The organism is Maridesulfovibrio salinus (assembly GCF_055394525.1).
This window is the reverse complement of sequence record NZ_AP042461.1, coordinates 1477345-1490902: the sequence shown is the minus strand read 5'-3', so window position 1 is coordinate 1490902 and position 13558 is coordinate 1477345. Positions and strand designations below refer to the sequence as shown.

Annotated in this window: 13 protein-coding genes and 1 pseudogene; 1 reads left to right on the top strand and 13 read right to left on the bottom strand. The window is 46.8% G+C overall.

The window, feature by feature from the left end; genetic code table 11:
• Window positions 1-100 precede the first annotated feature (100 nt).
• From ACZ5PW_RS06630 to ACZ5PW_RS06600, 7 genes are all read right to left on the bottom strand, one after another.
• On the bottom strand, window positions 101-613 hold the full coding sequence (locus ACZ5PW_RS06630) for a phosphate-starvation-inducible PsiE family protein (RefSeq protein ID WP_464559136.1): 513 nt from the start codon (window positions 611-613) through the stop codon (window positions 101-103).
• A gap of 359 nt (window positions 614-972) precedes the next feature.
• Complete coding sequence (locus ACZ5PW_RS06625; RefSeq protein WP_464559134.1) at window positions 973-1962, bottom strand: NADase-type glycan-binding domain-containing protein; 990 nt, start codon at window positions 1960-1962, stop codon at window positions 973-975.
• A 157-nt stretch (window positions 1963-2119) separates the two neighbouring features.
• Complete coding sequence (locus ACZ5PW_RS06620; RefSeq protein ID WP_464559132.1) at window positions 2120-2392, bottom strand: hypothetical protein; 273 nt, start codon at window positions 2390-2392, stop codon at window positions 2120-2122.
• Between the two features lie 314 nt (window positions 2393-2706).
• Window positions 2707-3786, bottom strand: coding sequence for a hypothetical protein (locus ACZ5PW_RS06615; protein WP_464559130.1), 1080 nt, complete (start codon window positions 3784-3786; stop codon window positions 2707-2709).
• A gap of 10 nt (window positions 3787-3796) precedes the next feature.
• On the bottom strand, window positions 3797-5125 hold the full coding sequence (locus tag ACZ5PW_RS06610; protein WP_464559128.1) for a hypothetical protein: 1329 nt from the start codon (window positions 5123-5125) through the stop codon (window positions 3797-3799).
• A gap of 10 nt (window positions 5126-5135) precedes the next feature.
• Window positions 5136-6092 carry an OmpA family protein gene (locus ACZ5PW_RS06605; protein WP_464559126.1) on the bottom strand — a complete coding sequence of 319 codons (957 nt, stop codon included), beginning with the start codon at window positions 6090-6092 and terminating at the stop codon, window positions 5136-5138.
• Window positions 6093-6275: 183 nt separating this feature from the next.
• The gene (locus tag ACZ5PW_RS06600; protein ID WP_464559124.1) at window positions 6276-6749 is read right to left on the bottom strand and encodes a methylglyoxal synthase; all 474 of its coding nucleotides are present in this window, start codon (window positions 6747-6749) and stop codon (window positions 6276-6278) included.
• 254 nt (window positions 6750-7003) lie between these two features.
• Here ACZ5PW_RS06600 and ACZ5PW_RS06595 point away from each other — a divergent pair, with 254 nt between their 5' ends.
• Entirely contained in the window at window positions 7004-8164 is a 1161-nt protein-coding gene (locus ACZ5PW_RS06595; RefSeq protein WP_464559122.1) for an MFS transporter, read from the top strand.
• Here ACZ5PW_RS06595 and ACZ5PW_RS06590 read toward each other — a convergent pair.
• From ACZ5PW_RS06590 to ACZ5PW_RS06565, 6 genes and pseudogenes are all read right to left on the bottom strand, one after another.
• A pseudogene (locus ACZ5PW_RS06590) lies at window positions 8159-8470 on the bottom strand (Spx/MgsR family RNA polymerase-binding regulatory protein); the annotation flags it as partial. The gene ACZ5PW_RS06595 and the pseudogene ACZ5PW_RS06590 sit on opposite strands and share 6 nt — an antisense overlap.
• Window positions 8471-8639: 169 nt before the next feature.
• Window positions 8640-9482: a glycerophosphodiester phosphodiesterase gene (locus ACZ5PW_RS06585; RefSeq protein WP_464559120.1), complete on the bottom strand. Its 843-nt coding sequence runs from the start codon at window positions 9480-9482 to the stop codon at window positions 8640-8642.
• Window positions 9483-10337 carry an ABC transporter permease gene (locus tag ACZ5PW_RS06580; protein ID WP_464559118.1) on the bottom strand — a complete coding sequence of 285 codons (855 nt, stop codon included), beginning with the start codon at window positions 10335-10337 and terminating at the stop codon, window positions 9483-9485.
• Window positions 10334-11188, bottom strand: a complete 855-nt coding sequence (locus ACZ5PW_RS06575) for an ABC transporter permease (RefSeq protein WP_464559116.1) — start codon at window positions 11186-11188, stop codon at window positions 10334-10336. Before ACZ5PW_RS06575 ends, ACZ5PW_RS06580 begins: the two co-directional genes overlap by 4 nt.
• A gap of 1 nt (window position 11189) precedes the next feature.
• Window positions 11190-12272 carry an ABC transporter ATP-binding protein gene (locus ACZ5PW_RS06570; protein ID WP_464559114.1) on the bottom strand — a complete coding sequence of 361 codons (1083 nt, stop codon included), beginning with the start codon at window positions 12270-12272 and terminating at the stop codon, window positions 11190-11192.
• Between the two features lie 84 nt (window positions 12273-12356).
• Window positions 12357-13415 (bottom strand): extracellular solute-binding protein, encoded by a 1059-nt coding sequence (locus ACZ5PW_RS06565; protein WP_464559112.1) that lies wholly within the window; start codon window positions 13413-13415, stop codon window positions 12357-12359.
• Between the last annotated feature and the right edge of the window lie 143 nt (window positions 13416-13558).

Genomic DNA, 13558 nt, shown 5'->3' with positions numbered 1-13558 from the left:
CGAAACCGATGATGGCTTATCGTAATATAAACAGACAGGAATGGCAGACAACGGCGTAAAGAAGCTTTCTGAAACTTATAAGTGAAGACAGTCCATATGCTTACTTTTGTTTTGTCAGCAGATAATAGGTCACGCCCAGAGACACGATAACAACCCCAAGACTTGACACATACGGCCAGTCCACAGCCTTGAAGTCCAGAACTATAACCTTACGGGCCGCAGCCATGAGGGCCGTGGCAAGCACCAGACGGATATGGATAATGTTGTCCTCAAGATACATCACGATGTTGGCAAATATCTCAATGGCGATGAGCACTGCCATGAATGCTCCAAAAGTAGCAAGTATATCATTGATATTCAGCAGGAAATAAGGAGGAGTTGTCATCTTGGTATAGAGGACATAAACCACATCCAGAATACCCCAGAGTATGACAAAGGTCATAAGCACAGCCAAAGCCTTGACCGCGAAGCGAAGGACAGCCTGTAGGCGGTGGATAAGTGGGTCCTGAGAGCCGAGAACGTGGCAATCTTCTACTTCCGGTTTTCCGGGTTCACTGGAAGGCCTTTTCCGGCAGACCATACCATCATTCAAATCATTGCTGTCCTTACTCATGACCCCTCCCCTTTTGCGGGTTCAAAACGTCGAAGAAACTGTTTACCAATAGCCTCCCCGCGCCAGAAAGTTTTCGAGAACATGGCAGAACAGCATCACTGCCGGCCCGTTTTCCAAAAGCACTTGGCAAAATAATCAACGAGAGTTGAAAGTTATTATACCTTTCTCAGATTCCAACTTCCTGCCTTAACACGCTGAAACTTAAGTAGCAAGACACTGCCGGAATTAACCTCTTGTCTTACAGCAGAATAAATCCCCCAAGCTGGCCCGTTTATTCCGGCAATGTAGAGCTTCTGACAAAAGAACCGCGCATGGAGGGAATAACCCCTCACAAGTACAGGAGAGGATGCGATAAGCAATCAGTATTCAGTCTTGTTCTTAACCTTCCACTCGCCATATTCTTTCTTCAAGTGGTACAGAGCGTTTTCGCGCACTTTGTTGTCACGCATATCAAAAATCACCGAGTATTCGCCTTTGACCCATAATTCCACTTCATTCGGTGTCAGGGTTCTGATTGAATAGCGCAGGCCGGAAGTTGAAACAACCGCTTCATGATATTTCTGCAACACACCTCTGGTTTCAAGCATGGACCTGAAACTCTCAAACATGGCACTTTCACGCAGAAAATTATCCTCTGTAAACATCCGGGGATACTCTTCGCTAATAGTCACGAAATTAGTATAGAGCCTGTCGAAAAAAACTTTCAATTCCTCGAGAACTGCCTTTTTGTGCTCAAGTTTACTCATTTTCTTTTTGAGCACTTCTTTTTCTTTATCCGAGAGCTTGCGGACCTGTTCAGGCGGTTTAGGTTCGGCTTTGCCTTCAGCCTTGCCGGAATTAAGGGCTGCGAGTTCCTGCTCTGAGGGGCGGTGATAGTTTATGTCCACTTCTGAAATCCCGGCATCTCCTATTTCACCGGAAGAATAAACTGAATGTATTGAGAACCCCAGATTGGTCGTAGGATAATCCGCGACTTTTAGTTGCTGGAGCTTGGTAGTGTCTTGAAGGGCAAATTCCTGCCGCTGACCGTCAGAGAAAGAGACAACGACTTTCTTAACCCGGTTAACCTTCTCAAAATCTTTACCTGTTCCGATACCGTTCCTTAGGATAACAGAGTCCACTATAACTTTTGCCGGAAAAAAGAAATGCAGCCACTCTCCTGCGCCTTCACTGTCTCCCTTCTCAATCCATCCGGTCGTATAATTGCCATCGCTCAAGGACTTCCCGTCAAACACAGATTCACCCTCGCTGGGAATAAACGACGACACACGCACATGGTAATCATCGGCGTATGCAATCGTGCAGGAAAACAGAATGACAGCCAGCAAGAGCATTATTTTCTTAAACATAAATTCTCCGTAAAGAGGTTGGAAATCAATCTATCCACACCCGAACTCTTAATCAAAAATCAGGCCGCCTGTGTTGCATTACTCAAATAAACCCCGGCATACTGGAATGCCGAGGCAATCTTCATTTCATTAAACAGTCATGCTCCCTGCATCGAATCTACCAGGGCATTGGATCGGGAAGAATCACATCATCGGAATAATCATAGCTGTCAAACTGCTCCGAGAACCACTCAAAAAATTCAAAATAAGGAAATATTCTTCTCCCGGCCTCGACTTTATCCCATGCTTTCTCTCCGGCTGGATCAATCTCCTTGGAATCAAGCTTCATAATCGGAACAAGGTCCTGTGGACAGACATAAGCGACCTTGCCTACAACATAATATCTGATTGGATGATCTTTATACACAACCTGCATTACAGATGTACTCATAATTACCCTCAAAAGTGCTTGGACACGTTAATCTCCGGTCCTTATTAAACAGGAAAGGCTTGTAACGCCTGATACGAATTCTTGTTGCCCCTATAAAACAAACCCGGGCGGTACACAACCGTACCGCCCGGGTTTGAATTTAACGACAAAGTCATAATCATCAGACTGTCTAAAAAAGACAGGATCTAAGCATATTCAGAGATACTTGGAATTCAGTTTTTTTACGGCGCACCACCAACGTAGTTTTTTTAAGCTCTGAGACTCGCTAGAGATTTACATCGTGGATGCAATTTTAGCAGCAGCCTGAAACCGAATTAGTTCACCGGAGTTGCTTTAAGCGTGAAGGCCGCGGGGTTACCGTTCTCAAGCTTGTATTCGGGATGACCGATAAATCCGTTCAGCACACCATGGCCTGAAAGCTCAATCTGTTCATGATCTTCATAAGTCGCAAGGCCGATCCGGGTTTCAGCGTTAACTTTTGTTGTATCCCCGGTAAACTTGCAGGACCCCTTGATCAGCGATGCAATGGGCCTGGATGTGCTTCTGATAGCAGCGTAGCTGTCCTGCAGCTTACCGTCCTCTGTTACCAGCAGGACCATGTCACCCAGATAGTCATTTTTAGTAGTCGTAAATTCAAGGTCGTAGCGTTTCACTGAAACAGGAGCACCGCTGGCCATTCCAAGATCGGAGCCGAAAGCAGCAACCAAACCGTGGGCATCCAGAAACCTTTTATCCCATTCTGCTTTGTGCTGTGTCTGTTCCGCGTCAACACCGAAAACATAAAAAACCGAGTAACCAAAATCCAGAGACAGCTTATGCTTCTGCGGCGTTGACTTCATGTCTGAATAAATAATCACCCGGGTGACCATACCCGGCTTGTTAAATCTGTCTTCGTCAGAAGCCAGAGCGAGCATTACTTTTTTGGAGCGACTTCTGCCCGTCCCCAGACCGTACTTATAGATATTGCCCAGAGCCCCACCGAGCAGATTCCTAAAAAACTGCTGTTCCTCGGGAAGCTCTTTCAAAGGATCTTTCGAAAAGAAACCAGCTACCCCGCTTTGCTCTTTCCTGAATTTTTCCTTTTCCGAGGCAGTATAATCAGGCCAGTATCCGGACCAGACTTCTTCCACCACACCATTATCCGCGTCCATGCGCATCACTGTTACACTTTCAGCGGGCATGAGCGTACTGGCAAGCTTGGCGTCAATCCGGTCCGCCCAACTTGTATCCCCTTCTTTCATCATGCTCTGGTCAATATAAACCAGAGTCTGTCTTTCTGTATTCTTTCCCCTGAACTTCTCAAGATCAGGAACCCCGGAGCCCAGAATTGCCCAGCCGGGCGTAGCAATCATGGTTAAACCGATCACAAAAAATGAAATAATCAAACGCATCATGACAAGCCCCCTACCAGCGAATGAGTTGAGATATATAATTTTCATCCACACAAACGTTCATGCGGTCGTACTCTTCAGCACTCAGAACTTCATTGTTTTCAGCATAGATTTTGGTTTCATCAGACTGAAGCAGCCTGTTTACCAGAGTCTGCTTGTAGAGCGCGATGTATCTGTTGGCGTCATTAACAAGATGACTTATTATTTTATCCCGCTTTGCCTGCACCTGCTTATAAAGGCTGAGGTGTTCACCAAGATCTTCCGTCAGAGCCTTAATCTCGTTTCTGGCCTGCTCCCGTTTCACGGCGCGGCTTGAGTTGAGGGCCTTTACATTGGCGTCTCTGGATTTTGTAATCCTGTTAAGCCGTCCTTCGGCGTTCCTCTTCTGCTGTGCAGCTTCCATATAATGAGGATTCCGGTCATGAAAGATGGTCGATATCCAGATGCTGATACCCCAGACAGCAATGTTGGAGCCGAGACTGGTCAAAGCCGATGCATGAGGCCCCATTCCCGTGCTGGTCTGTTGCGCGCTGTTCAGGATATTGGCTCCGATCTCCCTCATCATATGGGCTTCCGAATTAACCACTGCTATGTACCGTACATAATAAATGGCTATGAAAACCACGATAAGAAACAGGGAGGCCACTGCAAACTGCCACCCTACATGCTTTTTTTCCTCAGGCCGGACATGGCTGCCGAAGTAAAAGGTAAACTGCTTAAGGGCCCGACCATGCTCATGTGATGCCCAGGCTACAACTCCGCCCACCGCCGCAGCGGAAGCAAATGCAAAAGCCGGAATATCCATGAACTCCAGCATGAAATTATAGTTGATCATCACCTCCCCGGTGGCGACCATTGTTAACAGAATAACGTACAGCCACATGGGGCGCATAACCACATCCCTGTTGCCTTCAAGCTGCCTTATCCGCTTATAACGCAGCGAAGCTTCCCGCAGGTCTTCGCATGCTTCGTCATACCCCGCGGTTGCATTGAGGGTTACATCCTCATCTTTTATCTGCTGATCCACCTCATCATCTACTCTGCGGTACTGCTCTTCCAGTTGTCCAACCTGCTCAATTTTATCCATGAAAGGAGAACATGAAGCCATAAAATCGGAATAGATCATCTGAAAACGACTCAGGGCATCACGGATATGAGAAGTACACACTGTATGCATGGACTGGGTAATTCCGGAACACTGGCAGAAAACAGCAGCGTGTGAGGCTTCCTTTTCCGCGGCATCAAAAACCTTCAGCTCAATATCTTCATATTCCGGGAGCTGCCAGTTCTGGCAGTGTTCAAAGCATTCCCGTATTGAAACATCCACTCTCTCCGAGCTCATAAAAACTCCTTTAACGATCCTGGATGATCTTTACCCCATCCAGACAGCTCTTAATTACCTTATTAGCAACCGTCTCTTCATGATTTCTGATAACAGCACTGGAATCAGAGACGATATCATCACGCTCCTTGGATTTAGCGGATATGTCCGCCAGGGTGACAGCTTCGAGACCGGCGACTTCTTTCTCCACTTCTTCTGCCGTCAATTCAGGCTTGCGGTTGTGGTCGTCAATACAGCCCGAGCAAAATTCCTTATCATCCACAACCACTTCCCTATTGGCCTGCTCATTTGATGACAGAAGAAATTCCACCCGCCGGTTCATAGCCCGGCCTTTTTTTGTCTGGTTTGACTCAATCGGTCTCATTTCGCCGATAGGAAGCGTTTTCATAACTTCCAGAAGAACCCCACGCTTATGAAGTTCTTCCATCACACTGAGTGCCCGCTTCTCAGAAAGCTCTTTGTTTTTTTTAGCTTTTCCCACGCTGTCGGTGTGACCAAGAAGCAGAATTTTCGTATCCGGATAATCTTTCAGGACTTTCCGGGCAAAAGCATTCAAAACAGATCTGGATTCAGCCTTTAACTTGAAAGACCCTGAATCAAAAAAAACCATTCCCGAAAAACGGACTTTCACCACCGGAATGTTGATCTCTTCCCCACCGACATCATTACGGGTTACATTGTATATTTTTATTACGGGCTTATTACTCAGCTTGCGGGTCAGATCATCAAGGCTTTTGCGCATATCAACTAGCCACAGACGGTTCCCCTCACTTGAATCGCCATACCACTTCGCGTTCCGCTTGAGCGGAGGTATTCCGGTTGAAGCCGGATCAGAAATAACTTCTTCCGGTTCATACTGCGTACTTCTATCCGGACGCTCCTGCTTTAGGTTTATATTGGACGCGCACCCACACAAAAATGAACACAAAAACAAAACACCCAGCTTTTTCAGTACTGCCCATTGCATCATGCCTCCCTGACCTGTTTATAAATATAAGCAAATAAATATTGTTAAACATTATTTCGAATATTTATTATCTATCATCAGCCTAGTGTCAATATAAGATAGCATAGCAAATAACAAAGAGAACAAAAAAGGCAACCCGAACATGGGTTGCCAACTAAAAAACACTTTATTTATTAAGTCTTACTATACTTTACGGGTCAGATAGTCATTAAAGTCAACAGGTTTGTTTTCGAATTCACCCTGAAAGAATGGCGATGAAATAAGAAACTCTGCAGATGAACGGTTGCTTGCTGTGGGGATATTGTAAAGGACTGCCAGACGAAGAAGCGCTTTCACATCAACATCATGCGGCTGGGGCTGCATGGGGTCCCAAAAAAAGATAAGAACGTCAATCCGCCCTTCCGCTATAAGTGCCCCCAACTGCTGATCACCACCAAGCGGGCCGGACTTCATCCTGTCCACAGGCTTGAATTCGCTTCCCGTCTCACCTGCTCTTCGCTCAATAAGCTTCTCCACCAGCCCTCCGGTAGTTCCCGTAGCCAGAAGGTTGTGCCCGCTGAGCGCATCAAGGTTGCACTCAACAAAATCGAGCAATTCATTTTTACAATGGTCGTGAGCAACTACTGCTATATTCTTAACGGACTTCATATCTGTCATATCCTCCATGATATCTGAAATTGGCAGCCAGATGGCTTTAGAGGCATAAACATCACCTTAAGCTACAATAGGGGTAATATGCTGAATTCATTTGCGCAAGAAACTATATGGCCACAGCAGTCAATTATATACCAAGAAACAATAGCCAAGTTTCTTGACAACCGGACAGTGTGGACAATACGTTTCAACAGCACAATTATTCAAAAAGTCATTGACACACTCAAAACAGGTAAAACTAACAGGACAATTTTTCCATGCATAAAACAGGGAAGATACAGGTCGCGGTATTTGCTCTGGTCTCTGCCTCATTCACCAATATCTATCTGACCCAGCCGGTTCTACCCGTTCTTGAGGCTGAATTCGGAGTCAGTCCCGTGCAGGTGTCACTGACCGTATCTTTTGTGATCCTTGGCATTGTCCTGTCCAATTTATTCTTCGGTTATCTGTCAGACCGATATCCGATCCAGCCGATACTTCTGGGGGGAGGTTTCTTTGTGGCGGTCGGGGGGACCGTCTGTGGGCTTACCCATGAATTCGATCTGCTTGTGGGAGCCCGTCTGCTTCAGGGACTTTTCATTCCGGCCCTGACCACAAGTCTGGCTGCCTGGCTGGCAAGAACCCTTCCCGCGGAAAGACTGAGTGTTGTTATGGGATCTTATGTCTCAGCCACCATCATGGGAGGACTGGGTGGAAGGCTGCTCGGGGGATGGATTCATCCGCCACTGCATTGGAGGTATGCTTTCTTTTCCGCAGCCGCACTAATCGTGGTGACAACTGTTCTGGCCGTAATCATGCTGCCTTACGCCAGTAAGGAATCAGTTGAAAAGGACCGGACATGCAATGGTATGGAATCCTATAAATCACTTCTCAAAAAGCGAGAACTGCTGCTGATTTACGCCTGTGGAGCGGGAAGCCTGCTGATATTCTCGCCTGTGTTCAACTATCTTCCCTATCGACTTTCACACCCGCCGTTCAATCTTCCTACAGAAGTAATTACTCTTGTATACTTGGTGTATGTCCTCGGTATTTTTCTGGGCCCCCTTGCCGGAAAAATGAGCAGCCGCATCGGCGGAGGAACAATGCTTATCTGCAGCTCAGCAATTCTGGGGCTTTCACTGCTGCTTTTACTTGTTCCCTCAATTACGGCTGTTATCGTCGGACTGCTGGGAGTCTGTGCCGGATTCTTCTCCATGCATACGGTAGCCGTGGTACTGCTTAACCGCAAACTCACCGGCAGCCATGGAAAGGCTAACGCCTTATACGTGCTGTTTTACTACACAGGAGGATGGATAGGTATAACAGGAGCCGGATTCGCATATGAACATGCGGGATGGAAAGGGGTGATCTGCTTTCTGTTAAGCTTTCTGATCATCCCCTTTACAGTAGGTTTGATTGAAAAAAAATCTGAGTTATAGAAGCTTAGCTTCCCAGTCTGCCTGTTTGAAACCGATAAGAACAAAATCCTCCGCAACAAGAATGGGCCTTTTGACCAGCATCCCGTCACCGGAGATAAGCTCGAACAGATCTGCGTCCGACATGGAATCAATGGTATCCTTCAGCCCCATCTCTTTATACTTCTTACCATTTGTATTTACGAATTTCTTCTTGTCCACTCCGGCAATATCCCGCCAGGCCAGGAATTCATCCCGAGTCGGGGTTTCTTTAACAATATGCCTGATCTCAAAAGAAATACCGTTATCTTCAAGCCAAGCCTTGGCTTTTCTGGAAGTCGTTCAACTGGGGTAATGTACTAGAATCATTTTGGGTTCCTCTGTATCTGTTAATATAAATCTGAGTTTGATGGCCTAATATCAATACCACAGATACAAGAACCTCTCAATTATAGATTGAGACAATACATTTACTGCCCACTGCTCATGAAATCTCTGCCTATCTCCTGTTGAGGATTTTCCGCAAAGTGTGCGTATAATCAGTTGTTACACCAAAACATCCCGCTTCGATGAGTGATACGGCTTTATTCATGTCATTGACAGTAAAGGGAGTTACCTTGATTCCGTTTTTTGAAAGATGACGCACAAGCTCAGTATCAATGATTTCAACATCCGGGTGATATGCCCTAGCTCCAAAATTCTCCAGATAGTTCAGAATGTAATCAGGATGCCGGTTTTCAACAAGGACAGCGACAGGAATTTCAGGAGCAAGGCGGCGGCTCTCAGCAAGATAGCTATGGTTGAATGAAGAGAGCAGAACAAGGTCCTCAGCTCCCATGTCACGAATCTCAGCCAGAACATCACCGACAACGGAGAGATCACCGGGCGAATTGATCTGATCTTTGATTTCCAGATTCATCGGAAAATTATTGCGTACAGAAAACGCAAGAGCTTCCCGGAAAGTCATTACCCGCTGTCCGCGAATCCTTTCGAGCATCCACGATTCCACCTCTCCCGAAGCGATAGTCCCGTAAGGATCAAGATCCACGAACCATGACCCGGCATCAAGACTGCGGATTTCATCCAGAGAAAAAAGATGTGTATCCCATGGCTCCCGGTCAGTGAAGTCTGTGCGAACTTTGATATCTGTCGTGCGGATAAGCACCTCGTCATGAAAAATGACCAGCGATCCGTCATTAAGTTTGTGGACATCCGTTTCCCAGAAGTCCGCTCCCATTTCAAGGGCCAACTCGGCAGCAAACAATGTATTTTCAGGAGCAATAGCCCTTGCCCCGCGGTGTGCGCAGATATATCCCGCACCTTCAAATCTATCGAAAAACACCTAGTCCTCTTTTTTGGTAAAATATAAATTGACCAGTGCCATAAGCGAAGTACCCAGAATCAGCATCAAAGAAACGGCATTAATAACTGGTGTACTGCCATCACGCACCTGCAGATAAAGATTGATGGGCAGCGTCGGTTCGGAACCGACAAGAAACAATGTTGTATTGAAATTCTCAAAACTCATGAGAAAAGCAACCGCCCCAGCTCCGATAATCGCAGGACGCAGAAACTTGAGGGTAATATACCAGATAACTTCAAACTGGGTCGCTCCGAGATTAAGGGCAGCCTCCTCAAGGGAATGGTCAAATTTTCTCAACCGGGCGGAAACAACCAGAGTCACAAAAGTTGAAATGAAAGAGAACTGTCCCATAACCACCAGCCAGAAACTGGGACGAAACAGGTCAAAATCAAGGCCGAACCTTTCATCAAAAAAAGTTCCCGCAGTATTGGAGGCCAGCAGCAGGGATATCCCTAAAATAACCCCGGGAATAACAAGCGGGGCAAGCATCAGAAAATAAAGAACTCCTTTGAAGCGGAATTCCTCTTTCTCAAACAGAAAGCTGGCGCAGGTTCCCACCACCACACAGAGAATGGAGACAAAAAAGGCAGTTTTAAAACTGGTCGCAATAGATCGCAGCGTCTGGTCATCATGGAAAAAACCGATACGCTCCGGCCCGGAAGAAAAAAACCAGTCCAAAGTAAAACCGTTCCATGGAAGTGAGGGAAAATTAGAATCATTGAATGCAAGTACACAGGTAACCAGCAGTGGCGCGAATAGAAAAACAAAATACAATAGAATAAAACAATTGAAAGACCAGTTATAAGTCCGGCTTCTCGGCAATGAACGGATCATGTCGCCACCTCCCCGAGTTTCTGGCCTGTTATTTTAAGTCCGGCCCAGATTATCAGGGTGCTGAGCAACAGAAGCAGAAACCCGAAAGCCGCTCCCTGATTCCAGTTGAAACTGGCAATGAACTGATTATAAATCTGCTCGGTAAACCAGAGGGAATTTTTGCCCCCCATCAGGTTGGGAGTAAGATAGTTCCCCAGCGCCAGCATGAATACAACGATTGATCCTGATGTTATCCCGGGTTTGCAGTGCGGGATGATAATAGTCCGCCAGATGGTTAAATGTCCGGCCCCCAGATCATGTGCCGCTTCTATAAGGCTGTCATCAAGACTCTCCATAACCGAAACCAGAGGAACGACCATAAACAGCATGGAGGTATAAACAAGTCCCATGATCATGGTAGCATCGTTGTAAAGCATTTCCACCGGCTTATCGAGGATACCCAACTTCAGCATAAAGAAATTCAGCACCCCTGATTCACGCAGAAGAATCATCCAGCCGTATATCCGCACCAGCTCGCTGACCCAGAATGGAAGAAGGAGCAGTATCATGAGCGTTCCCTGCACCCGGGCTTTCGCCAGCTTGGCGATATAAAAAGAGACCGGCATAGCCAGCAGAAAAGTTATGAATGTTGTTATGATTGCGTAGAGAGCGGTACGCACAAAGGTAAGCCAATAAATAGGCTCATCAAAAAAATTCATATAGTTTTGAAATGTCCAGACCATTTCCCCGTAGTCATCTTCCCCTCTAAAACTCATGGTAAGAAGATCCAGATGAGGCAGGACAATGAGCAGCCCGAGCCACATCAAAACCGGGGCCAGAAAAATCCAGAATGCAAGACGGGAACTCTTCATATCAGCCCTCCGCCTTGAAGCAGATTCCCGAATCGGGATGCCAGCCCACACTGATTTCATTTCCCGGCTCAATATAATCGAACTTGCGGTTCTGGGGCAGGGTGACAATGAGTTCGTTGCCCTCTCCTGTCACAGTGAGCAGACGGCTGTTGGCTCCGTCAAAAAGTATACTTTTAACGGTTACACCGAACATATTGAGACCGTCCGTGTTCCGAGGCTCAATGCGCATGGCTTCAGGACGTAGAAAAAGATTCACCCGGCTTCCACTGCTGCATCCGGTATGTGAAACCGCTCGGAAGGAATAGCCCTCATCAGTGCCGACCACCACATCCTGTCCGTTACTCTCGACTACTTTACCGCTCCAGACATTATTATCCCCCACAAAACGGGCCACAAAAGGAGTTTCCGGTTTACCATACAACTCCTGCGGAGTACCCACCTGCTCGAACCGTCCCTGATTCATCACAGCCACCCGGTCGGACATTACCAGCGCTTCAGACTGGTCATGGGTTATGTATATAAATGTTGTCCCGACTTTCGCCTGAAGTTTCTTTAATTCAACCTTCATCTGCTCCCGCAGCTTAAGGTCAAGAGCACCCAGAGGTTCATCAAGCAGCAACACCGAAGGCTCCAGAACAAGACAACGGGCAATGGCTACCCGCTGCCGCTGTCCACCTGAAAGCTGGTTAATCTGTTTTTCTCCGTAACCGGGCAGCCCCACCCGCTCAAGAATAGCTTCGGTCTTTTTCCTGATGTCTGCACCAGCCACTCCCCTTCTTTTCAGGCCGAAAGCTATATTTTCGGCCACATTCATCATGGGAAAAAGCGCAAGGTGCTGAAACACCAGATTGACCGGACGTTTGTTCGGCGGAACACCGAGCATACTTTCACCGCGTATTTCTATATCACCGGAACTGGGCTCATCAAAGCCGGCAATCATTCGCAGCAGGGTCGTCTTGCCGCATCCGGAAGGACCAAGAATGGAAAAAAACGATCCTTCAGGAACATCAAAAGAAACATCGTCCACGGCTTTAAAATCGCCGAACATTTTCACCATATTACTTATAGAGAGATCATTGCTCATGGATAAACCGGTAGTTAAGATTGGTGAGCAGGAGGGAAGCCTGACTGCCTCCCCCCTCAATTTGTAGATGCGAACAGGCCGGAATTAGTTGGCAGCCTTGATTTTATCAAGAATTTTACCTTCCATTCTCTCCAGATTGGCAGGAACAGGAGGATACCATTTAATATTATCGATAACTGACTGAGGGAATGAGCGGGCAAAGTTAGCAGCAACCGCTTTTTCGGTGAACTCAAGAGCACCTTTTGAGGCGGTGGCGTACTTCTCCTGTGAAGTGAAATACCCGGCATTTTCAGGCTTCATAATAAAATTGATCCACTTGTAGGCAGCGTCAGTATTTTCTGCCTTCGCGGGAATTGCGAAAGTGTCAATCCAACCGAGAGCGCCTTCTTCAGGGGCCTTGAAGTCAATAGCCTTGTTATCCGCATGCAGTTTCCATCCTCCGGCATCCCAGGCCATTGCAACATACACTTCACCGGAGCGCATGGATTCAAGGAGAGAATCTCCATTGGCCCAGTAATTCTTCACATTGGGCTTAGCCGCGATGAGAGTTTCCGCGATTTTATCGAGCATTGCCTTGTAGGCTTTGGGGTCTTTGTAAAGATCAAAGGGATTGTATCCAAGAGCAAAGCCCATTGCGATCAGAGTAGGCCTTTTGAGGCGGTAACTTACGCGCCCTTTGTTTTCAGGATTAATCAGTGCCTTGAAGGAGTCTGCTCCGGGAGCTTTTTCGCTGTTGACTATGAGGCCGGAAGTGCCCCAGCAGAAAGGCACTGCATATGATTTGCCGCCTACCTGCGTATTTCCCTTAACGGCCTTGAACATGGAAGGGATGAAAAGACCGGAATCAATCTTTGAATAGTCGAGAGCCTGATAAATTTTGTATTTTTCCTGTACAGAGGAAATGCGGTCCTGTGACGGCTGAGCCAGATCGAATCCGGCTCCGCGGGTCGCACGCAGCTTGGCGATCATTTCCTCGTTATTTGAAAAAGTAACTTCAACATCAATTCCGGTTTCCTTTTCAAAAGTATCGATAAGTTTCTGGGGAGCATACCCCTTCCAGGTCAAAAGCTTAAGGGTTTCCGCGAAGGCGGAACCTGCCATGACAAACACAGACAACAGTACGAACACAAAAATTTTTTTCATTGTCAAACTCCATCATTGAATGATCACAAGTAACCTAACTGCCACCACCACTTAATAACAATTACTCTGGTCAACCCATCCACAGCCTGACCCTGACACTTACCAGCATCCTGCTGCAACCTTTAACGAATTCAATATTGCTT

Excerpts from the sequence above, each read along its gene's own strand:
- ACZ5PW_RS06625 (WP_464559134.1), bottom strand. The coding sequence starts at position 1,962 with ATGTTTAAGAAAATAATGCTCTTGCTGGCTGTCATTCTGTTTTCCTGC.
- ACZ5PW_RS06615 (WP_464559130.1), bottom strand. The coding sequence starts at position 3,786 with ATGATGCGTTTGATTATTTCATTTTTTGTGATCGGTTTAACCATGATT.
- ACZ5PW_RS06565 (WP_464559112.1), bottom strand. The coding sequence starts at position 13,415 with ATGAAAAAAATTTTTGTGTTCGTACTGTTGTCTGTGTTTGTCATGGCA.
- ACZ5PW_RS06575 (WP_464559116.1), bottom strand. The coding sequence starts at position 11,188 with ATGAAGAGTTCCCGTCTTGCATTCTGGATTTTTCTGGCCCCGGTTTTG.
- ACZ5PW_RS06580 (WP_464559118.1), bottom strand. The coding sequence starts at position 10,337 with ATGATCCGTTCATTGCCGAGAAGCCGGACTTATAACTGGTCTTTCAAT.
- ACZ5PW_RS06595 (WP_464559122.1), top strand. The coding sequence starts at position 7,004 with ATGCATAAAACAGGGAAGATACAGGTCGCGGTATTTGCTCTGGTCTCT.
- ACZ5PW_RS06600 (WP_464559124.1), bottom strand. The coding sequence starts at position 6,749 with ATGACAGATATGAAGTCCGTTAAGAATATAGCAGTAGTTGCTCACGAC.
- ACZ5PW_RS06570 (WP_464559114.1), bottom strand. The coding sequence starts at position 12,272 with ATGAGCAATGATCTCTCTATAAGTAATATGGTGAAAATGTTCGGCGAT.
- ACZ5PW_RS06610 (WP_464559128.1), bottom strand. The coding sequence starts at position 5,125 with ATGAGCTCGGAGAGAGTGGATGTTTCAATACGGGAATGCTTTGAACAC.
- ACZ5PW_RS06630 (WP_464559136.1), bottom strand. The coding sequence starts at position 613 with ATGAGTAAGGACAGCAATGATTTGAATGATGGTATGGTCTGCCGGAAA.
- ACZ5PW_RS06620 (WP_464559132.1), bottom strand. The coding sequence starts at position 2,392 with ATGAGTACATCTGTAATGCAGGTTGTGTATAAAGATCATCCAATCAGA.
- ACZ5PW_RS06605 (WP_464559126.1), bottom strand. The coding sequence starts at position 6,092 with ATGCAATGGGCAGTACTGAAAAAGCTGGGTGTTTTGTTTTTGTGTTCA.